This is a genomic window from Clostridium sp. (assembly GCF_036642255.1).
Taxonomy (GTDB): domain Bacteria; phylum Bacillota; class Clostridia; order Clostridiales; family Clostridiaceae; genus Clostridium_J.
This window is the reverse complement of record NZ_JAVWDJ010000008.1, coordinates 116810-143001: the sequence shown is the minus strand read 5'-3', so window position 1 is coordinate 143001 and position 26192 is coordinate 116810. Positions and strand designations below refer to the sequence as shown.

The window sequence follows — 26192 nt, the reverse complement described above, 5'->3', positions numbered from 1 at the left end:
TCTTTTCACTAAGAGTCGTTGTATTGCAGCGACTCTTTTCTATTAAATAATAATATGGAAAACAATTAAAGGATGGTCATGCATATGGAAAAACTAGCTATTTTTGATATTGATTTTACGCTTACAAAAAAAGAAACCTCTATAGAACTATATAAATATATGTTAAAAAAAGATCCGAAATTGATTAAACATTTACCAAGACATTTGATTACCTTGCTACTTTATGGAATAAAGTTTTATGATGAAAAAAAATCTAAAGAAGCTTTCTTGAGGTTTCTTGATGGGGTAGAAGAAAAAGAAGTACAGAGAATCGTGAAAAGTTTCTATAGAGAAAAACTCAGTAGTATTATCTATGAAGATGCAATTAATATGATAAAAAAACTCAAAAATGAAGGATATAAAGTATACTTGATTTCTGCTTCGGGAGAGTTTTACCTTAATGAATTATACAATATAAAAGAAGTGGATAAAATTATTGGAACAAAGTTTAAAGTTGAAAATGGAGTATTTAAATCACTAATGGAAGGTGCAAATTGTAAGGGGGAAGAAAAGATAAAAAGATTAATGGAAGAGTTGAAAAAAGATAATATTGAGGCGGATTTTAAAAATTCTTACATGTTTTCTGATTCACTTGCGGATTTGCCGTTATTAAAACTAGTAGGAAAAGGATACTTAATCAATTATAAAGGAACCCATGAACTTGAGATTTTAAGATGGAAATAAAGGTGTTTATCCCATTGATGATTGTTTATTAACTAAGTCCCAAATTTTAATTAAAATATTTTTACAGTAATTAAAAAATTATAATTGTTTAAAAGTTAAAAGGAGTATTAACATGAGTGAGTGTATAAATGATTTTTTTATTCATAATGGTGAAGTTAAAAACTCTAGTGAATTTCAAAAGGTATATCCAAAATCTACAAAGCTGTTATATGAAGTTTTAAGAATAATTGAAAAAAAACCACTATTCTTAAAAGAACATATAAAAAGATTGGAGAACTCAACTGAGCTATCTAATGTAGAAATAGATTTAAATAAAAAAAAATTAAGTCAGTATATAACAAAATTAATTCAAGAAAACCAAATAGTTAATGGTAATATAAAAATAATAATAGATGCAAATAACACCTTAGTATACAGTGTGAAACATAGTTATCCTTCTAATGAAATGTATGAAAAAGGAGTAAAAACTATCTTTTATTTTGGAGAAAGAGAAAACCCTAATGCTAAGGTTATAAATAATAGTTTTAGAGAGATAGTTAATGAAGAACTTAGAAAAGCAGACGCTTATGAGGCAATACTTGTTGATCATGAAGGAAATATAACAGAGGGAAGTAGGTCAAATATTTTTATGCTAAAGGGAAAAATCGTATATACAGCGCCTGTTAAAAATGTGCTTCCAGGAATTACAAGAGAAAAAATAATTTTAGCCTGTAAACGATTAGCCTTAGAAGTCTTAGAAGAAAATGTTAAATATAGTGAAATAAAATATTTTGACGGAGTGTTCATTTCTGGTACATCTCCAAAAGTTTTACCGGTTAATTCAATAGCTAATGATAAAATTTATTCTGAAAATAATGAAATTATAAAAGGAATTATGGGGGAATTCAACGAAATAATAAACGAGGATTTAGCTCTTAGGGATGAGGTTTAATTTTAGAGCAGTCTTCCTAATAGTAACAAATTTATTAGAAAAATAAGTTCTTTCTATTTAATATTCTGGAAGGGAAAGTTGTTATCTACAAAGTTTTTTATTAAATAAACTTTGAAAAACTTACAAGAGAAGCTAATCCTTCCAAAATCTCGTTAAAGAATCATAAAGTAAAGGCGAAATTTGACGATAATTAAACATATATAATATTTTTCTTTAATGGTTCCTATAGAAATGAACGAAAATGGGGGAATCAAGTGTGAAAGAGATTGAATTTTGGGGAAAGAATCTTGAACATTGCCTAGAACATGCAAAAAATGAGCTGAACCTACCTAAAGATAAATTAAATTATAAAATTATAAGTAATAAGACAAGTTTGTTTAAAAAAACTTTTAATATTGTAGTTTATATTGAAGCGGGTTCAAATGATGACACATATAATGATATAGAAAAGAACACTATTAAAGAAACTAAAAACAATGGTGAAATGGGAAAAACTGTATCAAACACTAATTGGGGCACTGCAAAAGTTGAAAAGGGAAGCTTAATAATTAGTGAAGGTAAAAATAGTGGACAAGAAGCTACTATAGTAAAGGGAACTGGAGTTACTTTACATGTGGATGAAGTAGAAGTAGCACAAAAAGCTAAAGTTACACCTGGAAGTAAAGTGGAAATTATATTTGAAAACAAAGTTGCAAAACGGGAAGCAAATATAAAAGTATCAGAAGATAAACTCAGTGCATCTCTTCAAATAACCTATTCGCCAGAGATAATTTATGGACTAGAGGATGCTAAGGAAGACAAATCTATAGTTTTAAATGCGGTGATAATAAAAGAAGAATATCCACCGAAGTATACTAAAGATAATATAATCACAATGCTTAAAGAGAAGGGTATAGTGTATGGATTAGTAGAGGAAAACATAGAAAAAGTGATAGAGGACACTAAAGGTACTGATATATTAATAGCAAAAGGCAAAGCGGTGGAAGCTGCAGTGCATGATAGCGTTAAGATATATTTTAAGCAATATGACAAACATGAATATGAAATAGATGATAATGGAAATATGGACTTTAAGTCCATAGGCAATGTAACAGGAGTAAAAAAAGGAGATATTCTTTGTGAGAGAATAGAAGGCAAAGAAGGGGTTTCAGGAAAAAATATATTTGGACAAGCTATTGAAGCAAAAAAAAGAAAGATTAAGGATTTAATACCTAAAGAGGGTTGTGAGTTTAAAGATAAAAACACAATTATTGCATCTATTGATGGCAGACCTCAAGCAAAGGGATTAACCTTTTCTGTACATATTATCCATGAAGTTTTTTCAGATGTTGATATAAAAACTGGAAATATTCATTTTATCGGCGATGTAATTGTTCATGGTGATGTAAAGGAAGGTATGGAAATTCAGTCAGGAAATTCTGTTAATATTAATTCGAATTTTTATAGATCCGTTTTAAAGGCTAATGGAGATGTTAATATAAGAGGAAATGTTATCACTTCATCTATAGTTGCTGGAGGTAGCTATGTGGAATATATAAAATATGTAAATTCACTAGATACATTAGCAGACTTATTAAAATACATATATGGTTCTGTAGGCATGATTAAGCATAAAGCAAAAATGATGCAAGGCGTCTCAGATAGCGACATAATAAGAACAGTAATTACAAATAAATTTAAAAATTTTAGAAGTGATCTGAATAATACATTAAAATATATAAGAATCTTTGGAAGCACTGATGATAAAGTTTTTAGGATTTTACATGATAAGTTCACAGATATATATTTTTCAAATATTAAAGATTTTGAGGAATTAAAAATTGTGGAAGGCTTGATCAGGGAAAAACATGCTGAGGTAAGTGTGAGTGAAGATTCAAAATCAAGTGCTACATTTAGCTATATACAAGATTCTAGTATCGAATGTTCTGGGGATATTTTCATTACAGGAAAAGGAGTGTACAAGTCCTATGTAACCGCAATGGACAGTATTTATTTTACTGGTAATGAAAACAGTATTGTTAGAGGTGGGGTTTTAAAAGCCTTAAATCAGATAAGAGCAAAAGTTATAGGATCCACTGCAGGAGTAGGTACAATAGTTTCAGTTTCCAAAGAAGGACACATATATAGTGATTTAGCTCACCACAACACAAAGTTAATTGTAGGTGAAAGAGAACTGGTTCTTGATGAATCTTATAGAAATGTACATTGCTATCTAAATGAAGACTTAGAAATAGTATTAGATAAATTTAACTTATAAGGGGGGAATATAACATGGCTAAAGAGTTTAAATTATTAGTATTTAATTTAGGAGATCAATATTTTGCTGGAGACATTATGGAGATTGAAAGAATATTGACATATGAAGTTTCAACAAAACTTCCAGACTCACCAGAGTTTTTAGAAGGTGTTATTAATTATGAAGGTAAAATTTTGCCAGTAATTAGTTTGGCAAAACGTTTTAATAAGGCATCATCTATTGATGCTAAAAAGAGTTGTATTATAGTTACAAGATATAATGAAAAAGCTGTGGGTATTATTGTGGATGCGGTAAATGAAGTGAAATCTGTTTATGAGGATGCTATTGAAGATGCACCAGAGATTTCTTCTAATATTGCTAAAAGGTATATAAAGGGATTAGTGAAAACTGATGATAAAATAATTATATTACTCCATTTAAGTAATGTTTTATCAGATGAAGAAAAAGAAAGAATTTAACTTTTGGGGGAAATATGGAGTACAAAGAAATTAAAGTAGGCATTGCGGACTTAAAAGTAGCAAAAGTTCCAGATAGGTTGATAACCATTGGATTAGGATCTTGCATAGGTATAGCATTAATTGATAAGATGTCGGGTATTGGAGGCTTGGCTCACATCATGTTACCAGATAGCACAAAGTTTAACAAAGTAAACAATGACATTAAATTTGCAGATTTAGCTATACCAATACTAATCACTAGAATGAAAGAAATGGGTGCTAATGCAAACAATCTTAAAGCAAAGATTGCTGGTGGAGCTTCCATGTTTACTTTTTCTGATAGTAAAATAAATATGGATATTGGAGACAGAAATGGTAAAGCAGTAAAAGAAGTTTTAAAAAGCTTTCGTATTCCTATTGAAAGTGAAGATATAGGAGGAACGAAAGGAAGAACCATTACCTTTGACACAGTAACAGGAGAACTTTTTGTGAAAACTGTAGGAGAAGGTGTGAAGACAATATAACTGGTGCTAAGCGGGGGTGATTATATGTTAACGAAAATTACAGTAATGGTTGCAGATGATTCAGCACTAATGCGACGAATGATTTCTGATATGATAAACATGGAAAGTGATATGGAAGTTATTGATATAGCACGTGATGGTGAAGATTTATTAAATAAACTAAAGAATAAAGTTCCAGATATAGTAACCCTTGATGTAGAAATGCCAAAGCTTAACGGAATCGGGGCACTGAAAAAGATAATTGAAGCTAAGATTCCTGTGAAAGTGATAATGCTTAGTAGTTTAACAATGGATGGAGCTAACATAACTATTGAATGCCTGCAAAGTGGCGCAGTAGATTTTGTTCAAAAACCAGGCGGTTCCATTTCATTAAATGTAAATACAGTTAGAGAAGAATTAGTAAATAAAATCAGGGTTGCCAATAGAATCGGGATAAAAACTAAAATATCTCGAAGTTCAGATATTCAAGAAGCTAAAAAAGAAGTTAAAGGGGCAGTTAATGAAACTGCATCTAAAGCAAAAAATATAGCAATAAAGGAAATTATCACTGCAAAAAATCCTGTAAGTAGAAAAAATATATCTGGAAGAGTTAATTGTGTAGTGATAGGAGCTTCAACAGGAGGCCCTAAAGCTCTTTATGAGGTTATAACAAGTCTTCCACAAGATCTAGGGGTTCCAGTGCTAGTGGTTCAGCATATGCCAGTAGGTTTTACAAAAGCCTTTGCAGAAAGATTGGACAAGTTTAGCAAGATTAAAGTGGTAGAAGCAACCCATGGTGAAAAGATTGAACATAATGTTGTATATATTGCTCCAGGTGGCAGTCATATGGAAGTTTCACTAGATAACACCATAAAGCTTACACAGGATCCACCTATATGGGGTGTGAGACCAGCTGTAGACAAATTGTTTATATCTGCTGCTAGAGTGTACAATGGAAAAATTCTAGGAGTAGTGCTCACCGGTATGGGCAAAGATGGTTCACAAGGTGTAATAGAAATTAAAAACCTTGGTGGATATAATATTTCGGAAGATGAATCAACATGTACCATTTACGGTATGCCAAAAGCTGCCTATGAAACTAATACAGTAGATGAAGTTGTACCATTGCATCATATCAGTGAGAAAGTTGTAAGCATAGTTGCAGGAAAGGGAAAAGTTTAATATGGATTTGAAATACTTTGAAACGTGGGTTTTAAAAGAATATAGCATAGATTTATCTGCATATAAATCCAATCAACTTCATAGAAGAATCCTTACCCTTATGTCAAGGGTAGGAGCAAATTCTGTGGAAGAATATATTAGTATGCTTAAGTCCAGTGCTGAACAAAAACAAAAATTTCTCGATTATATTACTATAAATGTTACTGAATTTTATAGAAATCCTGAAATTTTTAGAGAATTAAATAATTTTATTAAATCAAATTTAAGTTATAATAAGCCATTAAAAATATGGAGTGCAGCTTGTTCCATTGGAGCAGAGCCTTATTCCATTGCAATGATGCTTAAAGATATATCTCCTTCTGTGAGGCATAAAATTATAGCAACCGATATAGATAATACCATATTAAAAAGAGCTAAAGATGGAGTGTATGTAGGCAGTGATGTTAAAAATGTTCCTTCTTCTCAACTTGATAAGTATTTTATAAAACAGGGAGATAAATTTCAAATAAAAGATGAAATAAAGGAAATGGTTACTTTTAAAAAGCATGATTTAATATTAGATAGTTATGAAGGTAACTTCGATATTATTGTTTGTAGAAATGTTGTTATCTACTTTACAAACGAAATAAAAGAAAAAATATATGAGAAATTTAGTACTTCATTAAATAAAGGCGGATTGTTTTTTATAGGTGCTACTGAAAGTATTTACAACTATAAAAAGTATAACTTTGAGAAACTATCTACATTTATTTATAAGAAAATTTAAGGAGGGTTAAAATGGATACTTCTCAATACCTTTCAATGTTCCTTGAAGAATCAAGTGATAACTTGCAGACCTTAAATGAATGTCTACTTGCACTTGAAAGTGATCCAGGAGATGGAGAAAAGTTAAATGAAATATTTAGAGTTGCACATACTATAAAAGGTATGGCTGCAACTATGGGATACACTAAAATGGCAGAACTTACTCATAAAATGGAGGATGTACTTTCCAATTTTAGAGAAGGTAAGCTTAAAGTTACTCATAATGTGGTAACAGTGTTATTTAAATGTTTGGATACCCTTGAAGCTATGGTTGATAGTATAACTCAAGGTAATAATGGTGATATGGCAATAGATAAAATTGTGCATTCATTAGAGTCCATAGCTGATGGAGAAGAAATAGAAAATTTAAACATTAAAGAAGCCGAAGTAAATCTAGAAGCAAATGAAGAAATTGTGATAAAAGAAGATAGTATTGGGTTAAATGAATATGAACTTAATATAGTAAAGCAAGCAAAACATTCTAACTTTAATGCTTATCATATTCATGTAACTTTAGATGAAGGAACAATATTAAAATCGGCAAGAGCCTTTGTTTTATTCCAAACCTTAGAGCAAAACGGAGAGATAATTAAATCTGTGCCTTCTCTAGAAGATCTTGAAACAGAGAATTTTGATTTTGATATCGAATTAGTGTATATATCTAGTAAAACTCATGATGAAGTTCAGCATGAAATCAGTGGAATTTCTGAAATTAACGAAGTAGTAGTTACTGCAATAAATGGTAACTTTAATTCGCAAATTCCAAAGATGGATAATAAAGAAGATAAACCGAAGGCTATAGAATCTATAAAGGTGGAGGAAGTAAAAGCAGAAGTTATTTCTGAAAAGCCAATTGAAAAGAAAGAACCTGTAGCTAACGAAATTAAAAATAAACCAGTAGAGCAGCCAGCTTCTAATGGTAATGAAAAGAAAGTTAAGTCAAAAGGAATTGGACAATCAGTAAGAGTAGAGTTAGATAGATTAGACAAATTTATGAACATGGTATCAGAGCTTGTTATTCATAGAACTAGATTAGAACAAATAAGTTCAAACCATAAGATTATTGAACTTAACGAAACTCTTGAACAGGTGGCAAGAACTACTACAGATCTTCAGGATTTAGTGATGAAGATAAGAATGTTACCTTTAGATGTAGTATTTAATAGATTCCCAAGAATGATAAGAGATTTATCTTTAGAACTTGGTAAAGAAATTGAGCTAGTAATTCAAGGACAAGATACAGAACTTGATAGAACAGTAATTGAAGAAATCGGTGAGCCTTTAATTCATCTTTTAAGAAATGCTGCTGATCATGGTATTGAATCAACAGAAGAAAGAATAGCAAAGGGCAAGGACCCAGTAGGAAAAGTAAAATTAATTGCCTATTCTGAGGGAACAAAAGCAGTTATAAAGGTTGAAGATGATGGAAAAGGACTTGATGTTAAAAAAATCAAGGCAAAAGCTGAAAAAATAGGAATAAATACTGATGGAATGAGTGAAAATGATATTAAAAACTTAATTTTTGCTCAAGGCTTTAGTACTAATGAAGTAGTTACAGATATCTCCGGTAGAGGAGTTGGAATGGATGTTGTTAAAACAAAAATTTCATCACTTGGAGGAACTGTAGATGCTGTTAGTGAAGTGGGTAAAGGTACAAGCTTCATAATAAGGCTTCCATTAACTCTGCAAATTATTCAAGCCCTACTAGTTAAAGTAGGATCAGAAACTATGGCTATTTCCTTAGGGTTTATTGATAGAGTAATTGAATATAAACCAGAGAATATAAGAAAAACTAATAATAAGGAAGTAGTTTTATATAATGGCAATGTGATAAGTATTGTGAGATTAAACCAAAAGCTTAATATGGATTCAGTAGATCATGGTAAGAAATATATAATTCTTGTGAAAGTTGGAGAACGTGAAATGGGTCTAGTTGTAGATTCGTTACTTGGCCAACAAGAAATAGTAATAAAACCATTTGGAAAAACTTTAAAATCTACTCATGAATATATAGGAGCTACAATACTGGGTGATGGTCTTGTTACTTTAATTCTTGATGTAGCTGCACTTATTTAGGGGGTGCAGTAGTGAGTTATCTTGAGTTTAATGATATACAAATTGATGCCCTAAGAGAAGTTGGAAATATTGGAATAGGAAATGCAGCAACAGCTATGTCACAACTTTTAGGACGTGAAATTCAAATCACAGTGCCTAAGGTAAATGTTATAGGTCTGGAAGATATATTTTCTAGAATTGATGGTGAAGAAGTAGTTTATGCAGTAGTTGCTAGGGTTCTTGGAGATTGTCCAGGAAATATGTTATTTGTATTTGATAAACACACTATTTTTAAAATTGTAGAATCTCTAGTTGGAGAAACAGGAGAAGAATTAAGTGAAATAGGTTTTTCTGTTTTAGGTGAAATTGGTAACATTATTTTTGCCACATATATGAATGCTATAGGAAAACTTACTAATCTTAGTTTGTTCCCGTCTGTTCCAGCAGTGACAAAGGATATGCTTTGTGCTATACTTTCTACAACCTTTATAGAAGCAGGACAATATAGTGATAGTGTATTAGATATTGAAACAGACTTTATACAAGAAAAAGAAGAACTTAGGGGGAATTTTTATTTTATTCCTATGCCAGGTTCCTTAGAAAAAATATTAGAATCCTTAGGATTGAAATAATGGAGGTTTTAAAATGGCTAAAGTATTAATTGTAGACGATGCGACTTTTATGAGAATGATGATTAAAGATATATTAGAGAAAAATGGATTTCAAGTAATTGGTGAAGCGGCAAATGGAGCAAAAGCTGTAGAACTTTATAAGGCAGAAAGACCAGATGTGGTAACTATGGATATCACTATGCCAGAGATGGATGGAATCGAAGCAGTTAAGGCTATTAAGGCTTTTGATCCAAATGCAAAAGTAGTAATGTGTAGTGCTATGGGACAGCAAAGCATGGTTATGGATGCTATAAGAGCTGGAGCAAAAGATTTTATAGTTAAACCATTCCAAGCAGATAGAGTTTTAGAAGCAATAAAGAAAGTAATTGGGTAGGGGGAGTTTAGGTGCAAGTTGTTGTTTTTAATATAGGCGATGAACAGTTTGCAGTGGAAACTAGTAACGTGCAAAGTATAAATGATTTAATGAAAATTACTAAGGTTCCAAAGGCTCCAAGCTATATCAAAGGGCTTATTAATTTAAGAGGAAACATTATTTCCATTCTTGATATTAATTTACTTTTAGGTATGACTGTTGGGGACGATAAAAATGATAATATTATAATTTTAAAGCTTCAAGATGAGCTTGTGGGAATAACTGTAGACAATGTTGATGAAGTTATGGAATTTAATGAAGAAGAATTGGAAAAACTTCATAGTGAGATGGATAAATCATATATCAAGGGAGTTATAAATTTAAAAGATAGAATTATAACATTAATTGATTTCGAAAAGATGCTACAATAACACCTAGAGGTAGAAAAGAGGTAGAGTATGCCAGAAGTTTTATCCCAAAATGAAATAGATGCTCTTTTATCTGCCTTGTCTTCTGGTGATATAGAGCCGGATGAGCTCCAAGCTGATGAGTCTAAAGCCAAGGTAAAATTATATGACTTTAAAAGACCTCAAAAGTTTTCAAAGGATCATATTAGAACTTTAGAATTGATTCATGACAACTATGCTAGAATAATTTCAAATTATTTAACGGCACAACTTAGAAACAACGTGAAAGTTAAAATTGAAAGTGTTCAGCAAATAACTTATGAGGAGTTCATTCATTCTATACCAAGTTCAACTGTTCTTACAGTGTTTAAAATGCCACCTTTAAGCGGGCAAATTTTACTGGAAACCAATGAAGAATTTGTGTTAAGGATATTTGATGTATTGGCTGGTGGAAGAGGTATAAAAAAACCAAAGTTTAAAGAACTTACAGATATAGAAAAGAATCTAATAAAACATGTAAATACAGGATTAATATCAAACTTAAAGCTAGCTTGGGAAGATGTCATTGAGGTAAACCCAGAAGTTGAATCTGTTGAAACAAATCCAGCTCTAAATCAAACTCTTGCGCCAAACGAACCAGTAGCGCTAATTACCTTTACCGTGGAAATGTTAGAAACCAATATGTTTATTAACATTTGTATACCATTCTTAAGTTTAGAAAAAATACTAGAAAAATTAGTGGTACAGTATTGGTTTAGTGAAGGTGATGATGGACTACAACTCGAATCAAGAGAAAAACTCAATAAGAATTTGAAAAGGGTGAATGTGGGGTTGAAAGCTATGCTTGGAACCTCTGCAATTACCGTTCAGGACTTTTTGAGTTTAGAACTGGGAGATGTTATTACTTTAGATAATAAGTATGAGAATCCTATTGAAGTTTTTGTAGAGGAACAGTTAACTTTTATGGCAAAGCCAGGATTACATGGCAAAAATAAAGCAATTCAAATAATAGACTATATAGATAAGGATGTGGAGAATAATGAGTAATGGGTTCCTTTCACAAGAAGAAATAGATTCCTTATTAAATGGTGGCTTCACCGCGGAAGAACCTGCTCCTGATGTAGAACAGCTTTCAGATTTAGAGAAAGATTTGCTTGGAGAGGTTGGAAATATATCCATGGGCTCAGCATCTACAGCCCTGTCCACCATAGTAGGACAAAAGGTTAATATTACAACACCAAGTGTAAGTGTTACTACATTAAAACAATTAAAAGGTAGCTTTGAAACACCTAATGTTATTTTGGATGTTAAATTTACCAGTGGTATATCTGGTGGAAACCTTTTAATAATGAAAATCACAGATGCAGCAGTTATTGCAAACTTAATGATGGGGGGGAATGGAGAAGTAGAACCTCATTCGGAACTATCTGAAATAGAAATAAGTGCTGTGCAAGAAGCTATGAACCAAATGATAGGCTCAGCAGCAACTTCAATGGCTACTATGTTTAGACGCGAAGTTAATATTTCTCCACCGGTGTCATCTATTATTGATGAACACACATCACCAATTGCTAAGGATATTAATGAGGATGAGCAAATAATTCCTATATCTTTTAGAATGACCATAGGTGATTTAATAGATAGTAATATACTGCAAATTTTAACTTATGATACAGGAAAGAAAATAGTATCTATAATGATGGGTACAGAAGAACAGGATGAGCCTATGGCAACACCTAAGCAGCCGGAAATGCAAAGTCATAGTCATCAACCTGTAAGCAATAATACATATGGTGGAAATGAGGGTCAATCTTATAGAGAACCGTCACATGAAAATAGTAGTAATTCCATGGCTGGTTATAGCTATAAAGAGCCAGAAATTTATGCAGAGCCAGTACAGGTTAAACAAGCTGCTTTCCAACAGTTAAATGAAGTGGCAGTAAACTCTATGCCGAAGAATATTGATTTAATATTAGATGTACCTTTAGAAGTTTCGGTAGAACTAGGAAGAACAAAGAAGAATATCAGGGACATATTAGCCTTATCTGCAGGTTCCCTAATAGAGTTAAATAAACTGGCAGAGGAACCAGTAGATATATTTATAAATGGCAAAAAGATAGCTTACGGTGAAGTAGTAGTCATCGACGAAAACTTCGGTGTTAAAATTACAGGCATTGTTAGTGGTGAAGAGAGAATTAAAACTTTAGCAAAATAATGTTTAAAATGCATGTGATGGCAATTTTGGTTTTATTTTTTCATGTAAAGTTCACAATGTCACCCTAAACTTTTAAGATAAATATACGAATATAATCTTATGAGTAGTTAGGCATCTTTACTACACAAATATTTTAGATGCCTAAATATAGGCTAAACAGGAGTGTAAATATGAAAATAAATAATTCAAACAACTTAAATAACATTAAGTATATAAATAACTATAAAGCAAATAACGAAAAACTAAAAAGTAATGAGAAATCAAATAACAATGATAAATTAGAAATTTCTTCTATAGGGAAAGCTTTAAACAACTTCTCTATAGAAGAAAGTAAATTAGACTTAAAAGGAACAAAGGATATTGAAGCTATAAAAAACCAAATAGTAAACGGTAAGTATAAAGTAGACACTAAGGTGTTAGCTACAAAACTTATGGAAGCTATGAAAGGAAAAGCTTAGCCTATGTTGACTTTATTAAAAGAAATATTAAATGAAGAAATAAATACTGTAAAATCCCTACTAAACCTCCTTGAAGAGCAGCACAGCTACTTAGTTAATCAGGAGGTTTTTAACCTTGATGGGATTATTCCTAAAATTGAGGAAGGTTGCAAGTTAGTTGCAGCTTCAGAAAGCAAAAGAAGAAAACTTGTAGGAAGTAAGTCTATGAATTTAATTGTTGATGAATTTAAAGACATAGAATTACAAGAATTACATGAAAATTTACTAGGATTACTACAAGAGGCTTCAGTTCAGAAAGAAAGTAACGATTTACTTATTAAGCAAAGTTTAAGTTATACCAATTCTATGCTTAATATGTTAAAGCCAAGAAAAGAAACAAATACATATAACGGATATGGGAAACTTAAAAGATAAGAGGTGAAATCATGTCGGGACTATTTTCCACTTTAAATATTTCCAAAGGGGCAATGTTTGCTCAACAACAACAAATAAACGTAACAAGTCATAACATTTCTAATGCTGGCACACCAGGATACTCAAGACAAAATTTAATACTTCAAACGGGTAGACCTCAAACGGTAACTGGAGCTGGACAAGTAGGTACTGGGGTTGTGGTTAGTGAAGTTCAAAGAGCAAGAAATATATTCCTTGATTACCAAATAAGAAAAGAATCGAGTCACAAAGGGCAATATGGGATTAGAGAGCAATACTTAACAGAAATTGAAAGCGTGTTTAATGAACCCTCAGATTCAGGAATATCAAAACTAATGTCTGAGTTTTTTGATGGTTGGCAGAGTCTTTCCACCAATGCAGAAAAATCGGATGCAAGAACTATAGTAGCTCAGAAAGCTAAAACTCTTGCAGATGAACTTAATCGTACACATGGAAAATTAAATGCTATAAAAGAAAATTCCAAAGCTGAAATACAACAAAGCTTGTTTGATATAAATAATATATTCGATCAATTAAATTCTATCAATGATGAAATTAAAACAGTTACAGTGGCAGGAAATAATCCAAATGACTTAATGGATAGAAGAGATTTACTACTAGATGAATTAAGTTCAAAATTTGGAATTAACACAAAAAATGAAACTTACAACTCTATGAAATTGACTCCAGACGGTCTAAACGATATAAATCTAATAAACACTGATGGAAGCACACCAGTTAAAAAATTAGCCTTTGTTAATAAAATAGATTACATAAAAGATGCATCGGGAAATATAACTTCTGCAACTATTCAGTGCTACAAAAATGGTGATGTTACATCCCCTAAAAATAAGTTTGAATTAACAATTTCAGGAACAGCTGGAGCACCACTTGATTCAGATTCATTAAAACAACTAGAAAATATTGAAAAAACAAGAAACTTGTGGACAGAAGAAAAAGGTGATGGGTCAGGAGCTATTTCCATTGGCTTTGGAACAGGTAAAATAGACATAAATGTACCAACAACTACACCTGTGGCAATTACTAAGGAAAATCTTGATGGTTCATATTTCACACCATCCTCCGGAGCCTTTGGAGGTATTCTTTCAATCTACAAGGATGTAGATGCTTATATAGGACAATTAGATTCCCTTGCAAAAGCACTAGCCTACTCTGTTAACGCAATTCATACTGAAGGATATGTACCTGCAAGCGGTACAAGCATTAATTTCTTTGAAAGCAGTAATGGAAATATAGATGAAATAACTGCAGGGACAATAAAAGTTAATGAAGATATTTTAAGTGATGCAATGAAAATCCAAACTGGGGTAAGTGGAACTTCAGGAAGCACAGATGGAGCAAGAGCTTTAGCAATTGCACAACTAAGAGATTTAGCAATGGGAATTCAGAATATAGATAAAAATACAACCTATGCCACCTTTAAAGGCAATGAATTTACATTGCCTGCTGGAGAAACGATATTAAAGGGGAACAACTCAAGCTCAGGAATGAAAATAGAAGCTTTTTATAAAAACTCAATAAATAAACTTGGTATCCAAGCTCAAGAAGCACAAAGAATTGTTAAGAATCAAGAAACTTTACTTGAAGGATTATTAACAAGAAGGGCTTCAGTATCCGGGGTTTCCATGGATGAGGAAATGGTAAATCTAGTTCAATTCCAACATGCTTATCAAGCTAATGCAAAAATGATATCCACTGTTGATGAATTGTTAGACGTAGTTATCAATGGATTAAAGAGATAAGGTAAGGTGAAAATATGAGAATAACCAATGGAATGTTAAGCACCAGCTTTTTAGGTGACATGAACAGAAATTTAAATAGTATGCAAACTATACAAAAGCAATTAACTTCAGGTAAAGAGTTCAGTAGACCTTCCGATAATCCTTTTAAGGTAGCGCGTTCAATGCAAATGTATAGTGAGATTTATGCAAATAAACAATATAACTCAAACATTAAGGATACAATAAACTGGATGGACACCACAGATGCGGCTTTAGGTCAAGCAACAAATACTCTTCAAAGAGTAAGAGAACTTATGGTATCTGCAGGAAACGCTGCTTATGGAAGTTCAGAACTTAGCGCAATTAAAGATGAAATAAATGAGAAAGTGGCGGAGTTTGGACAAATTCTTAATACTAGCTTTGATGGGAAGTATATCTTTGGGGGTACTGAAGGAACTACAAAACCTATGAAGGTTACGGACACCGCTGGAACTAATGTGTTAGATTACACAAACACTGATACAACTAACGTAAACAAAAGTCTTTCAGTAGAGATATCTCCTGGAGTAACAGCAGAATATAATGTAACTGCAGGTGATGTATTAAATTATGATAAATCAACAGGAAATACTAACGAAAATGATTTATCTACACTATTTAACAACATTCTAACTCATTTAAGCAACTCAGCTGATAAGAGTAAAGTTACAGGTGATGACTTGAAAGAAATGGACATAGCAATAAATAATCTATTAAAGCTTTCCTCTAAGGTAGGAACTGTGCAAAACAGAATGGAAAGTGCCAAGGATTTAAATGTAGAACAGAACTTTAACATGACAGAGATCCTATCTGCCAACGAAGATATAGATATCGTAGAGAAAACCATGGAGTTTGCAACTATGCAAACTATTTACATGGCATCGCTTCAAACCAGTGCTAAAGTTTTACAACCAAGCTTGATAGATTATCTAAGATAAAAATAAATATTATATTAATTTAGTTTAAGAGAAATAATTTATTACACAATAATAGTGTTAAGGTTATTTCTCTATATTGCTAATTAGACTAATAAAAGGAGAAGTTTCTATGGAAATTACAACAAAGTATCATGGAACTGTGAAATATGAAGAAAAAGATATAATTACCTTTAAAAAAGGATTGCCAGGGTTTGAAGAGCTTCATGAATTTATTTCATTTCCCTTAGAGGATAATCCATGCTTTAGAATTCTCCAATCCAATAAAGAAAGTGAAATTGGATTAGTAACCATAAATCCCTTCGATTTTATAAGTGAATATGAAGTAAATCTAAGTAATGAATTGCAGAAGGAATTATCAATAGAAAAACCTGAGGACGTTCTGATATTAAATACAGTTACACTAAACTCAGATATAAAAAAAATAACCACCAACTTAAAAGCACCTATAATTATAAATATAAACAAGAGACTTGGGGAACAAATAATACTAGATAATGAAAAATACGGTATAAAACATCCTTTAATAAGGGAGTGATATTTTGTTAGTTATAACAAGAAAAAAAGGTGATTCAATCCTTATAGGTGATAATATTGAGATTACAGTTGTTAAATTAGATGATGGAAGTGTAAAGTTAGCGATAAATGCACCGAAAGAATTAGTAATACTTCGTAAAGAACTTTATAACGAAGTAAAAGAAGAAAATCAAAAATCAACAGAATATAATTTAGAGATACTTAAAAATTTAAAGAAGTAATTTAAGGTTGGGGTGTTATTAATATGGATGTTATAGGGATTAGTCAAGGAAGACAGAATTCTATGGAATACGGCTTAAATCAGAAAGTAATTAATAATGATGAGGTAAAAAATCTTAATCACAATGAAAATGCAGAAGGAAACTTTTCGGAAGAAAATATCAAGAAATCTGTAGAAAAATTAAATAAATTTCTAGAAGATGAAAAGGTACATGCTGTATATGAACGTCATGAAAAATTCAATCAAATTATGATTAAAATTGTAGATAATGACACAAAAGAAGTAATTGCAGAGTATCCACCAAAAAAAATACTAGATATGGTGGCAAAAATGTGTGAAATGGTTGGGATTTTAATAGACAAAAAAGGTTAAGCTGTAGAAATAGAGTTAAATCACCATAGAGACCATTTTTAGGTATAAGAAAATAGGAGGAGACAGTATGTATGGAAATAATGCATACAATGCATACAAGAATAATAGTGTAAACTTTGCTTCGAAGGAGCAACTTTTACTTATGCTTTTAGATGGATCAATAAAGTTTGCTAAAATAGCAAGACAAGCTATTTTAGAGAAAGATATAAAAAAAGCACATGAAAACTTAGTTAAAACTCAAAATATTTACTATGAATTAATAATAAGTCTTGATGTTACTAACGGTGGAGAGTGGGCTAATAATCTGATGGATATTTATAGATTTATTTTAGATAAGCTAGTTGAGATTAATATGAAAAAGGATATTAAAGTTTTAGATGAAATTATGCCTCTTATAGAGGATATTAGAGATACTTGGAATGAAGCTTACAAGGTTTCAAAAGGAAGTAAATAAAATGGGGGTGTTTAAATGAGGATAACAGGTCTAGGATCAGGACTAGATATGGAACAGTTAGTTAAAGAGTCCATGAAACCTTATAGGATAAAAATACAACAAAAAGGTCAAGATAAAGAAATTCTTGAGATAAAACAAAAACTTTATAGGGAAGTAGTAAAAGATTCTAGAGAACTTTACAATAAGTATTTTGATGTAACTAATAAAGATAGTTTGATTCTTAGCAAAAGTTGGACAACTACTAAATTTACTTCTTCTAATGAAAACTTAGTTTCAGTTACAGGGAGTAGTGATGCAAAGGTAGATACCTATACCATAACAGGTAAAAGTGCAAAGGCTAATCAAATAGCAATTACAGAAGGCATAAATAAAGATGATAAATTAGTGATTAATGGTGAGACTTTTACATTAAAAGGTGAAAGCGCAAAAGAAAGAGCTACTAATTTAAATAATGAACTTAAGGTAAAAGGAATTAATGTAAGTGTAAAATATACTGATTTTGCAGCAACTGGTGGAGAGAACAAAAGTGGATTTGTTTTAGAATCTACTGTATTGGGAGAAGACAGTAAGTTTACTATTGGCGGGGGATTTAGTGATAAGATAGGAATCCTTTTACAAGGTACTGATGCAACAGCATCAACTATAACTAATCCAAGTTTCACAATTGATAATTTTAAATCATCAGGTGGGAAAATAAAAATAGGGATTGGGACAGAAATCCAGATAAAAACAGATGGATTAACGAATTCAGATATAGAAAAAGTCCTTCAAGATAAATTGAAAGATTTCAAATTAACAGCTGAAATTAATGGAAGCAATGAAATTGTATTTAAAACTATAGTTTTAGGTAAAGGTGTAGCAGATCCTAAAATATCAATAAATGGTGTTGATGGTATATTCACTGAAGGAGAAAACGCCACATTCACAAAAAATACTATTGATTTAAGTGATATTTCAGGAAAGACAATTTCTATAAATGGAAATTTAGTAGATTTAACAGGTAAAACAACTGAAAAAGAAATTTCTGACCATATAAATAAAGTATTAAAAGATGGCGGAATTGCTATTACAGCTACTGGGGAATTAGGCACAGGTGAAATAATATTAACATCTAATATGGCTGGAGCAAGTCAAAATATTGATGTTAAGTTACCTAAAGTACTGGGTGATCCTGATTATGTTGAACCTATTAAGATTGTTTCAAATGGTCAAGATGCTGAAATGGTAATTAAAAATAGTAAGGGTGGAATTTATACTCATACTGGATTATCAAATTCCATTACTGTAGATGGGGTAACCTTTAAGGTTAATGGTGATATACCTGATGGTAGTTCTATAACTATAAATGGTAAACAAGATGTTACAGAAACTAAAGATAAATTAGTTAAGTTTATTAACGATTATAATAAATTAATTGAAAAGTTAAATACCTTAACTTCTGAAAAAAGAAATAAAAACTTTATGCCATTAACTGAAGACCAAAAGAAGGAAATGTCTGAGGATGAAATAAAGCTTTGGAATGAAAAAGTACAAAAGGGACAACTTAGTAGGGATAATGATGTAACTAGAATAGCAAATAACATGAAAGAAGCTATGAGAACACTTGTAGAAGGTTCTGGACTAAACCTTGAAAAAATAGGGATTAAGCCTGTAGCAGATTACCAAGGAACTAAAAATGGAACTTTTGCAATCGATGAAAGCAAATTAACAAAAGCGTTAGAAGAAAATTCAGAAGAAGTAATGAACTTATTTATAAAAGCAAAGCCTTCTGATCCTAGTCTTTCAAATGATAAAAAATATTCCCAAACTGGCTTAGCACAAAGATTGAATGATATTTTATATAACGAAACTGTAACAGTGGCTTCTTCTATGCTTAAAAAAGCAGGTATTGAAGGTTCTTCTACTGTTTTCAATAATGAAATAAGTAAGTCAATAGAAAAATATGAGCAAAAGATGAAGGAAATGGAAACAGACTTTTCAAGAAGAGAACAAGCTTTGTATAGTAAGTATGCATACTTAGAAACAATGATGAATAAATACACTTCACAACAAAGCTATTTAACTCAACAATTAGGAATGGGTTAAAAGTATAATGGTAGAAAGTATATTAGAGAGTTATAAAAAAATAACAGAAGAAACAATAGAAAATTTGAAAAATGATATTGATATAAGTAAACTTATGGATAAAAGAGAAGACTTAATAAAAGAATTATTTGAAGATGAAAAGATAAATAAAGACTATATAAAAGACGTTTATTTATCAATGGGATTATTAAAGCTAGATGAAAAATTAAAGCTTATAATAAAAGAGGAACAAGCAAAAGTAAAAGAAGAAATAAGAAGTCTCTATGAAAAGAAAAATGCCAACAATATTTATGGAAAAAATATAAATACCATTAATATCTTTAGTAAAAAGATTTAAAAAAACATAAAAAACTTTAAAATAAAATATAAAGTTTTAAAAGCTTGCACGATAATTATAATATAAGGATGAACAGTCCTTAAAAATCAAAGACAAGGATGTCTAAATTAAAATTCAAGGAGGAATTTATTATGATAATCAATCACAATATGAATGCTATGAATTCTCATAGAAATATGGGGATGAACACTGTTAACAGTGGAAAGTCAATGGAAAAATTAAGCTCAGGTTTAAGAATAAACAGAGCTGGAGATGATGCTGCAGGTCTTGCAATATCAGAAAAAATGAGAGGACAAATCAGAGGATTAGACCAAGCTTCAAGAAATGCTCAAGATGGTATCTCTTTAATTCAAACAGCTGAAGGTGCTTTAAATGAAACACAAGCAATTCTTCAAAGAATGAAAGAATTATCAACTCAATCATCAAATGGAACATTAGATGATGGTGTTGATAGAGCAGCTATACAAACAGAAGTTACTAAGTTAAATGAAGAAATCGATAGAATAGCTTCGACAACTAATTTTAATGGTAAAAAGCTTTTAGATGGTTCTATTGGTGCAGGAAGTACTTCTAATGCTGCTTATAACGGTGCAGCTCTAGTAGATTTATCAGCAACTGCAAAAGTATTTACAACTTCTGTTACAGGTGTAGATGTTGCCGCTGGTTCAAAGGTTACTGCAATAGCACATGTTCCTGCAGATACTACTAAATTAGATTTTACAGTTACAGACGCTAATGGTAATGCAACTACTACAGTTCTTGATTTAGATGAGCTTCTTACAAATAAAACTACAGGTGGAGCATGGAATCCAGCTGATCCTGCAGGTACACAAGGAGTTTTAGACCTTACATCTGTTGGATTAGGTAGGATAGAGTTTACATCTTCCGACAACGCTAGTGCAACATCAGCTAATTTAGTTTCTGATTTAATAACTGCATTTACCGCACCAGTTGCATTTACAGCAGGTGCTGGAGCAGGTGGCGGAGCATTACAACTTCAAGTTGGTGACTCAACAGATTCAGCTCAAAAAGTTTCTGTTGATATATCAAGCATGAGTTCATCAGCTTTAAAAGTAGGTGGTCTTGATGTTTCAAGTCAAAGTGCAGCTACTGCAGCTATAGATAAGGTTAAGGATGCAATAAACACTGTATCTACTCAAAGAGCTAAATTAGGAGCAACTCAAAACAGATTAGAGCATACAATTAACAACTTAGGAACAACAAGTGAAAACTTAACTGCTGCTGAAAGCAGAATTAGAGACGTTGATATGGCTAAAGAAATGATGGCATTCCAAAAGAATAACATTCTTAGCCAAGCTGCACAAGCTATGCTTGCTCAAGCTAATCAACAACCTCAAGGAGTTCTTCAATTACTAAGATAATTGATAAACTTATAAAAAGATAACAAAGAGCCAGGGTGAAAACTCTGGCTCTTTATTAAGTCAGAGGATTATTATAATGATTAAAAAACTTGAGATTTATTTAGATGATAATATACCTGAATGCATGAGCGGCATTATAAGATGTGGAACGATTATTCTAAAGGTGAGAATGGTATTGAAACTAACCATCAAGAACTAATAGATAATAGTGAATATCATTCTGAAGATTCATTGATTAAGGATATAGCAAAGAGATTAGGAGTAAACAAAGACATAATAGAAATAATTTATCAAAGAGACAATGGATATCAGTCTCAAGACATGAGCTGTTTCTAGAGTCTGATTTTATTAAATATATCTAAATGATTCTCAATATTAGTTTGAAAAAACATCATTACATAAGTTGCTTGATTTATCAAATCTGAAAATATCCTATTTAAAATAATTCTATAGAATGATAAAATAAATGCATAATATAAATGAAGGTTTAAAGGTTATTGAAAGAAGTGAAAATATAAAATTTTAATTAATTTATTTACCCTTTTGAAATTCATTATTTAAAAGTAGGTATTTTCCATAAGCGATACAGTTAATATTTAAAAATAACGGAGGGGAAAAATGAATAATAGAAAAAAGTTACTAATACCAAAGTATATGAATGATTTTAAATGTACGGGATCAGCTTGTGAAGATACATGTTGTGCGGGTTGGTCTATTCCTATAGATGAAATAACTTATAAAAAATACAAGAAAAATAATGATATAGAGTTAAAAAATGCTTTTAATAAAAATGTTAGCCGTAATAGAGCTAATCCTACTGAAGGAAATTATGCAAAAATCAAATTAAACGATAAAAATGAATGTCCATTTTTAACTGAAGAAAAATTGTGTAATATTCATTGTAAATTGGGGGAAGAAGCTTTATCCCAAACATGTTCTATGTATCCTAGATTATATAATGTGGTTAATAAAGTTATTGAAAAATCAGCTACATTATCCTGTCCAGAAGTTGTGCGATTAGTATTACTAAAACCACAATTAATTGAATTTGATGAGATTTATGAAGAGTTCTCTGGTAGAAGTTATATTGGAAATGAAATTAATACAGGGAACAATAATTTTTTAAATAAGGTAGAAGGATATTTTTGGGAGCTTCGTATTTTTACTATTCAATTGTTACAAAATAGAAACTATAAAATATGGGAAAGACTAATTATATTAGGAATGTTTTATCAAAAAGTTCAGGAAGCTATAGAAGATAATAAGATAAAAGATGTTGCAAGTATTATAGATTCATACAGTAATATGATGAACTCTAACGTGGTTATAGAAGCTTTAAAAAGTATTCCAACTCATTCAATAATTCAAATGGAGATACTTAAGGAATTGGTGGATATAAAGTTTTCTAAGGGTATAAGCAATAAAAGATATTTAGAATGTATTTTTGAAACATTGGAAGGCTTAAAGTATACAAATGAAACAACAATAGAAGAAGTTGGAGAAAATTACAAATATGTTTATGAAAAGTATTATGAACCATTTATGAAGGATAAGGAATATATATTTGAAAATTATCTAGTTAATTATGTATTTACTAATCTTTTCCCTACAAGACCATATAAAAATTTGTTTGACAACTATATTATGTTGGTTATTCATTATGCATGGATTAAAATGAATTTAATAGGAATAGCTGGTTACCACAAAGAAGACTTTAATGAAGAAAATATAGTTAAACTTGTCCAATCTTTCTCTAAAACAATAGACCATAATAACGTGTTTTTAAAGCATATTTTAGATACATTAGAAAAAAGTAATATGACTACTATGCCTTATATGGCTATCCTTATTAAGAATTAATACTATCAAGTTTGATCTTACTTGACATGCTTATAAGATGCCAGCCTCTAGACGTTTCTAGAGGCTGATTTTATAATAATTTTCTGGAAATTACATTATAAGCGAAAATAACAAGCTCAGGATTTGTCCCTCGCTAACATCTTTAGGGAGTGCGATTTAATTTTATCAATTATTCTAACTTCGCTATCAATTTCTACATAATCTTCTAATGACTCTACTCTAATCTGTTCTCTAGCATCACTGCAAGTATAGTTCATTATTTAACAATCATTTTTGACACAATTTTATATCTACATACAAAATTAAACTATATAAGTTTGATTTTCGCACAGCCTCCCGGAGGTGTAGCGAGGATTTCAAGGGACTAAGCTTGCTATTGTACCTTTTAAACTTGGATTATGAAAAATCTTCCCTCTAATGTAGACTAATAGAAAATAAAAAACTGAAGACCTCATGGTGTTTAAGGAATAATTTTTCCATCTAAAAATTTATCAAAAGAATTTTAGGGATTTTGTAAAAGTACCCCTCATAGGCATATTTCTTATATGGATAGAAAAAAATAATTTACTACATAGCTAAGAGCAATTTTTTAGATTTAAACATGAGCAAACTAAGGGGAATAACCATGGACTTAAATGATATAAAGAGTAAATTTAAAGTTACAATGGATTATTGCATTAAGTGCATGGTCCATTGCTCAGCTTATAATGATAAGGTTTCGTCCCAAAGCCTGGAGTACAAAATAGATAAGGACAAGAATCCTAACAGGGGAAAATGCCTATGCTGTAAGGCAAAACTATGGCAGAGAATTTCAGCTTAAGCCAGAATTTAAGCTATGGATTTCATCAAATGAAATTGAGCCTGAAGCTGGCAGGAAAAAGCTTTTAAAAGAATAAAAGAATCCATGCCAATACCTTTGGTGTAATTGAACTAAAATAAGGTACTCAATATTAATTGAACTAAAATTTCAAAATATAAAGGACTAAAAAGACTTTATGGAAGCTGCATGGATACCTTGTGAAGACTTAAAAAGAAACGAAGCTTAGCACAAACCTTTGAAAACAAAGGCGTGACTCAAAGATTATGGAGACTTGGATACTATGGATACCTTATAGAAGTTTCCATAGGAAAATCTCTCTAATAAAAGTTTAAATAAGTATCCATACCTTCCATAGTATCCATTAGAAGTAGTGGATTAGTTAATAAAAATAAAAAGCCATTAATGAATCTAAAGTGGCCATTGCAAAAGGTACACTTTAATCCTCACTAATAGCTATAAAAACAACTTACTTTATGTTCATATAAATTAGTACTTTGCTTGACACTTACAAGGCGTGAAAGAGGCTGAGCTTAAAAATTCGCACAGGACAAGTTGTCGCATGCGAAAGTTAAAAACTATATTAGTAAGCATTAAGATACATAATGAAAATCTTTTTCCTCATAAGCGTAAGCAATATAGAGCTTTCAGTACTCTTAATAGATACACCTCTGATTATTGGGGTTTCATGTGGATATTCGTTCCATGGATACACTGAAAAATCATGAAGAAACCCTCCAAAGTGGCATGAATACTATATATTCTTTTATTGTTATATTTTTAAGAATATAAGAACATAAAAAATATATATTTGTGAGTTTTATTTAAAAAGGGAAATGATAAAACTATACCTCTAAAGTTTAAATTATTTAGTACGATTAAGAAACTATATTACTATACATAATTGGAGTGAATTATATGAGATTATATCATAATTTAGCATCTATGAATTTATATAGAAAATATCAAGACAATTTATCTGCTCAAAGTATTGCCCATGGAAGAGTTTCTTCAGGGGTCAAAGTTCAATCCTCAAAAGATGATCCCAATGCTATGGCTGAGAGTCAAAAGCTGAAATTGCAAATTAGGGGATTACAAATGGCATCAAGAAACATGCAGGATGGCATGAGTATGCTTCAAACTGCTGATGGTGCAATGCAAAATATTAATGATTCTGTGCTGCGTATTAGAGAACTAATGGTTCAGGCTAGTGGAGTCACTTCTGATGAAGATAAACAAGTTATTCAAAGTGAAGTAAACCAAATGATAGAACATATTAATACAATAGCAGAAGCCACTGAAACCAATGGAGTAAAGCTTTTAAGTAAAGCTAATGGAATAGGTAACATGACATCAATTCTTATAGGCGCAATGGCTGAGGAAGAATTAAAATTACCAATGTACAACTTAAGTGCTGAAGGTCTTGAAATAAAGGATGTTAAAACCACTCATATAGATATTTCCTTAAGCAAGCTTGATGAAGCCATAAACACTATTGGTGAATATAGAGGAAAATATGGAGCAATTTCAAATAGACTTGAAACTACCTATAACAATGCAAATGAAATGTCTATAAGAGTTGAAGGTGCAGAAGCAGAACTTACAGGTGCAGATATTGCTTATGAAATGATGGAATATACTAGAGCATCTTTACTTGTGGATTCAGGTATAGCTTTAATAGCACAAACCAACAAATTTCCACAAGATATTCTTAGAATTCTTGAAAATGTTAAATCTAGATAAAATTATATTAGAAAATAATACATATTAAAAATAAACATGTTTAAAAGTAACTTTCATGATGAAAAATCTTGTAGTTGCTTTTTTTTTATGTAAAAATAATATAGGCGAAATTTGTTGTTACTTAACAATCTATATTAAGTATTTTTCGCCTAATAGTAAGTATATGGAAATTAACTTCCATATTATTTTTATGGTTCTTGAATTTTCATTCAATTTCTAAGTAATTTTTATGAATAATTTGATTTAAATCATAGTTTGTTTTAGTTTTGAGTAATAAACTT

General features: G+C 30.9%; 29 protein-coding genes. 28 read left to right on the top strand and 1 reads right to left on the bottom strand.

Translation table 11 applies throughout. The annotated features are described in order from the left end of the window. Positions 1 to 84: 84 nt before the first annotated feature. The 26 genes from RR409_RS06715 to fliB all read left to right on the top strand — a co-directional run bounded on the left by RR409_RS06715 (position 85) and on the right by fliB (position 23351). On the top strand, positions 85 to 723 hold the full coding sequence (locus tag RR409_RS06715) for an HAD-IB family hydrolase (RefSeq protein ID WP_332556964.1): 639 nt from the start codon (positions 85 to 87) through the stop codon (positions 721 to 723). 112 nt (positions 724 to 835) lie between these two features. Further along, a complete protein-coding gene (locus RR409_RS06710) occupies positions 836 to 1654 on the top strand; it encodes an aminotransferase class IV (RefSeq protein ID WP_332556963.1) in 819 nt (272 codons plus the stop codon). Between the two features lie 256 nt (positions 1655 to 1910). Continuing rightward, positions 1911 to 3911, top strand: coding sequence for a FapA family protein (locus RR409_RS06705; protein WP_332556962.1), 2001 nt, complete (start codon positions 1911 to 1913; stop codon positions 3909 to 3911). Positions 3912 to 3925: 14 nt separating this feature from the next. Further along, positions 3926 to 4369 carry a chemotaxis protein CheW gene (locus RR409_RS06700; RefSeq protein ID WP_332556961.1) on the top strand — a complete coding sequence of 148 codons (444 nt, stop codon included), beginning with the start codon at positions 3926 to 3928 and terminating at the stop codon, positions 4367 to 4369. A 14-nt stretch (positions 4370 to 4383) separates the two neighbouring features. Beyond that, complete coding sequence (locus tag RR409_RS06695) at positions 4384 to 4872, top strand: chemotaxis protein CheD (protein ID WP_332556960.1); 489 nt, start codon at positions 4384 to 4386, stop codon at positions 4870 to 4872. A gap of 24 nt (positions 4873 to 4896) precedes the next feature. Beyond that, on the top strand, positions 4897 to 6033 hold the full coding sequence (locus RR409_RS06690) for a chemotaxis response regulator protein-glutamate methylesterase (protein ID WP_332556959.1): 1137 nt from the start codon (positions 4897 to 4899) through the stop codon (positions 6031 to 6033). A 1-nt stretch (position 6034) separates the two neighbouring features. Next, positions 6035 to 6799, top strand: coding sequence for a protein-glutamate O-methyltransferase CheR (locus RR409_RS06685; RefSeq protein ID WP_332556958.1), 765 nt, complete (start codon positions 6035 to 6037; stop codon positions 6797 to 6799). A gap of 11 nt (positions 6800 to 6810) precedes the next feature. Further along, positions 6811 to 8913 (top strand): chemotaxis protein CheA, encoded by a 2103-nt coding sequence (locus tag RR409_RS06680; RefSeq protein ID WP_332556957.1) that lies wholly within the window; start codon positions 6811 to 6813, stop codon positions 8911 to 8913. A gap of 11 nt (positions 8914 to 8924) precedes the next feature. Then, the gene (locus RR409_RS06675; protein ID WP_332556956.1) at positions 8925 to 9524 is read left to right on the top strand and encodes a chemotaxis protein CheC; all 600 of its coding nucleotides are present in this window, start codon (positions 8925 to 8927) and stop codon (positions 9522 to 9524) included. Positions 9525 to 9537: 13 nt separating this feature from the next. Continuing rightward, positions 9538 to 9897, top strand: coding sequence for a response regulator (locus RR409_RS06670; RefSeq protein WP_332556955.1), 360 nt, complete (start codon positions 9538 to 9540; stop codon positions 9895 to 9897). Positions 9898 to 9908: 11 nt separating this feature from the next. Continuing rightward, positions 9909 to 10307 (top strand): chemotaxis protein CheW, encoded by a 399-nt coding sequence (locus RR409_RS06665; protein WP_332556954.1) that lies wholly within the window; start codon positions 9909 to 9911, stop codon positions 10305 to 10307. Positions 10308 to 10334: 27 nt separating this feature from the next. Continuing rightward, positions 10335 to 11330, top strand: a complete 996-nt coding sequence (gene fliM, locus RR409_RS06660; RefSeq protein WP_332556953.1) for a flagellar motor switch protein FliM — start codon at positions 10335 to 10337, stop codon at positions 11328 to 11330. After that, on the top strand, positions 11323 to 12498 hold the full coding sequence (gene fliY / locus RR409_RS06655; RefSeq protein WP_332556952.1) for a flagellar motor switch phosphatase FliY: 1176 nt from the start codon (positions 11323 to 11325) through the stop codon (positions 12496 to 12498). Before fliM ends, fliY begins: the two co-directional genes overlap by 8 nt. Before the next feature lie 170 nt (positions 12499 to 12668). Further along, positions 12669 to 12956, top strand: coding sequence for a flagellar biosynthesis anti-sigma factor FlgM (locus tag RR409_RS06650; protein WP_332556951.1), 288 nt, complete (start codon positions 12669 to 12671; stop codon positions 12954 to 12956). A gap of 3 nt (positions 12957 to 12959) precedes the next feature. Next, positions 12960 to 13370, top strand: coding sequence for a flagellar protein FlgN (locus RR409_RS06645; RefSeq protein WP_332556950.1), 411 nt, complete (start codon positions 12960 to 12962; stop codon positions 13368 to 13370). Positions 13371 to 13381: 11 nt separating this feature from the next. Continuing rightward, on the top strand, positions 13382 to 15151 hold the full coding sequence (gene flgK, locus RR409_RS06640; RefSeq protein WP_332556949.1) for a flagellar hook-associated protein FlgK: 1770 nt from the start codon (positions 13382 to 13384) through the stop codon (positions 15149 to 15151). Between the two features lie 14 nt (positions 15152 to 15165). Beyond that, positions 15166 to 16107, top strand: coding sequence for a flagellar hook-associated protein FlgL (flgL, locus tag RR409_RS06635; RefSeq protein ID WP_332556948.1), 942 nt, complete (start codon positions 15166 to 15168; stop codon positions 16105 to 16107). Between the two features lie 109 nt (positions 16108 to 16216). After that, entirely contained in the window at positions 16217 to 16642 is a 426-nt protein-coding gene (fliW, locus tag RR409_RS06630; protein ID WP_332556947.1) for a flagellar assembly protein FliW, read from the top strand. A gap of 4 nt (positions 16643 to 16646) precedes the next feature. Continuing rightward, positions 16647 to 16862, top strand: a complete 216-nt coding sequence (csrA, locus tag RR409_RS06625) for a carbon storage regulator CsrA (protein ID WP_332556946.1) — start codon at positions 16647 to 16649, stop codon at positions 16860 to 16862. A gap of 23 nt (positions 16863 to 16885) precedes the next feature. Then, positions 16886 to 17233 (top strand): flagellar protein FlaG, encoded by a 348-nt coding sequence (locus tag RR409_RS06620; RefSeq protein WP_332556945.1) that lies wholly within the window; start codon positions 16886 to 16888, stop codon positions 17231 to 17233. 67 nt (positions 17234 to 17300) lie between these two features. Next, positions 17301 to 17687 (top strand): flagellar export chaperone FliS, encoded by a 387-nt coding sequence (gene fliS / locus RR409_RS06615; RefSeq protein WP_332556944.1) that lies wholly within the window; start codon positions 17301 to 17303, stop codon positions 17685 to 17687. Between the two features lie 15 nt (positions 17688 to 17702). Beyond that, positions 17703 to 19772, top strand: coding sequence for a flagellar filament capping protein FliD (gene fliD, locus RR409_RS06610; protein ID WP_332556943.1), 2070 nt, complete (start codon positions 17703 to 17705; stop codon positions 19770 to 19772). Positions 19773 to 19779: 7 nt separating this feature from the next. Further along, positions 19780 to 20109: a flagellar protein FliT gene (locus RR409_RS06605; protein ID WP_332556942.1), complete on the top strand. Its 330-nt coding sequence runs from the start codon at positions 19780 to 19782 to the stop codon at positions 20107 to 20109. Between the two features lie 131 nt (positions 20110 to 20240). Beyond that, on the top strand, positions 20241 to 21491 hold the full coding sequence (locus RR409_RS06600; protein ID WP_332556941.1) for a flagellin: 1251 nt from the start codon (positions 20241 to 20243) through the stop codon (positions 21489 to 21491). 141 nt (positions 21492 to 21632) lie between these two features. Next, on the top strand, positions 21633 to 21827 hold the full coding sequence (locus RR409_RS06595) for a hypothetical protein (protein ID WP_332556940.1): 195 nt from the start codon (positions 21633 to 21635) through the stop codon (positions 21825 to 21827). Positions 21828 to 22109: 282 nt separating this feature from the next. After that, positions 22110 to 23351: a flagellin lysine-N-methylase gene (fliB, locus tag RR409_RS06590; protein WP_332556939.1), complete on the top strand. Its 1242-nt coding sequence runs from the start codon at positions 22110 to 22112 to the stop codon at positions 23349 to 23351. 116 nt (positions 23352 to 23467) lie between these two features. On the opposite strand, the gene RR409_RS06585 is transcribed toward fliB, so the two are convergent. Then, positions 23468 to 23608 (bottom strand): hypothetical protein, encoded by a 141-nt coding sequence (locus RR409_RS06585; RefSeq protein ID WP_332556938.1) that lies wholly within the window; start codon positions 23606 to 23608, stop codon positions 23468 to 23470. A 368-nt stretch (positions 23609 to 23976) separates the two neighbouring features. On the opposite strand from RR409_RS06585, the gene RR409_RS06580 reads away from it, so the two are divergent. Beyond that, a complete protein-coding gene (locus RR409_RS06580) occupies positions 23977 to 24171 on the top strand; it encodes a hypothetical protein (RefSeq protein WP_332556937.1) in 195 nt (64 codons plus the stop codon). A 915-nt stretch (positions 24172 to 25086) separates the two neighbouring features. Next, complete coding sequence (locus tag RR409_RS06575; RefSeq protein WP_332556936.1) at positions 25087 to 25911, top strand: flagellin; 825 nt, start codon at positions 25087 to 25089, stop codon at positions 25909 to 25911. Positions 25912 to 26192: the final 281 nt, after the last annotated feature.

Bases quoted from the DNA above. Each gene is read 5' to 3' on its own strand.
- RR409_RS06595 (WP_332556940.1), top strand. From the start codon at position 21,633: ATGTGGAACGATTATTCTAAAGGTGAGAATGGTATTGAAACTAACCAT.
- fliD (WP_332556943.1), top strand. From the start codon at position 17,703: ATGAGGATAACAGGTCTAGGATCAGGACTAGATATGGAACAGTTAGTT.
- fliB (WP_332556939.1), top strand. From the start codon at position 22,110: ATGAATAATAGAAAAAAGTTACTAATACCAAAGTATATGAATGATTTT.
- RR409_RS06650 (WP_332556951.1), top strand. From the start codon at position 12,669: ATGAAAATAAATAATTCAAACAACTTAAATAACATTAAGTATATAAAT.
- RR409_RS06600 (WP_332556941.1), top strand. From the start codon at position 20,241: ATGATAATCAATCACAATATGAATGCTATGAATTCTCATAGAAATATG.
- fliY (WP_332556952.1), top strand. From the start codon at position 11,323: ATGAGTAATGGGTTCCTTTCACAAGAAGAAATAGATTCCTTATTAAAT.
- RR409_RS06680 (WP_332556957.1), top strand. From the start codon at position 6,811: ATGGATACTTCTCAATACCTTTCAATGTTCCTTGAAGAATCAAGTGAT.
- RR409_RS06575 (WP_332556936.1), top strand. From the start codon at position 25,087: ATGAGATTATATCATAATTTAGCATCTATGAATTTATATAGAAAATAT.
- RR409_RS06605 (WP_332556942.1), top strand. From the start codon at position 19,780: ATGGTAGAAAGTATATTAGAGAGTTATAAAAAAATAACAGAAGAAACA.
- RR409_RS06580 (WP_332556937.1), top strand. From the start codon at position 23,977: ATGGACTTAAATGATATAAAGAGTAAATTTAAAGTTACAATGGATTAT.
- RR409_RS06645 (WP_332556950.1), top strand. From the start codon at position 12,960: ATGTTGACTTTATTAAAAGAAATATTAAATGAAGAAATAAATACTGTA.
- RR409_RS06685 (WP_332556958.1), top strand. From the start codon at position 6,035: ATGGATTTGAAATACTTTGAAACGTGGGTTTTAAAAGAATATAGCATA.
- fliS (WP_332556944.1), top strand. From the start codon at position 17,301: ATGTATGGAAATAATGCATACAATGCATACAAGAATAATAGTGTAAAC.
- RR409_RS06690 (WP_332556959.1), top strand. From the start codon at position 4,897: ATGTTAACGAAAATTACAGTAATGGTTGCAGATGATTCAGCACTAATG.
- RR409_RS06710 (WP_332556963.1), top strand. From the start codon at position 836: ATGAGTGAGTGTATAAATGATTTTTTTATTCATAATGGTGAAGTTAAA.
- RR409_RS06700 (WP_332556961.1), top strand. From the start codon at position 3,926: ATGGCTAAAGAGTTTAAATTATTAGTATTTAATTTAGGAGATCAATAT.
- RR409_RS06695 (WP_332556960.1), top strand. From the start codon at position 4,384: ATGGAGTACAAAGAAATTAAAGTAGGCATTGCGGACTTAAAAGTAGCA.
- fliM (WP_332556953.1), top strand. From the start codon at position 10,335: ATGCCAGAAGTTTTATCCCAAAATGAAATAGATGCTCTTTTATCTGCC.
- RR409_RS06670 (WP_332556955.1), top strand. From the start codon at position 9,538: ATGGCTAAAGTATTAATTGTAGACGATGCGACTTTTATGAGAATGATG.
- flgK (WP_332556949.1), top strand. From the start codon at position 13,382: ATGTCGGGACTATTTTCCACTTTAAATATTTCCAAAGGGGCAATGTTT.
- RR409_RS06585 (WP_332556938.1), bottom strand. From the start codon at position 23,608: ATGAACTATACTTGCAGTGATGCTAGAGAACAGATTAGAGTAGAGTCA.
- RR409_RS06620 (WP_332556945.1), top strand. From the start codon at position 16,886: ATGGATGTTATAGGGATTAGTCAAGGAAGACAGAATTCTATGGAATAC.
- RR409_RS06715 (WP_332556964.1), top strand. From the start codon at position 85: ATGGAAAAACTAGCTATTTTTGATATTGATTTTACGCTTACAAAAAAA.
- flgL (WP_332556948.1), top strand. From the start codon at position 15,166: ATGAGAATAACCAATGGAATGTTAAGCACCAGCTTTTTAGGTGACATG.
- fliW (WP_332556947.1), top strand. From the start codon at position 16,217: ATGGAAATTACAACAAAGTATCATGGAACTGTGAAATATGAAGAAAAA.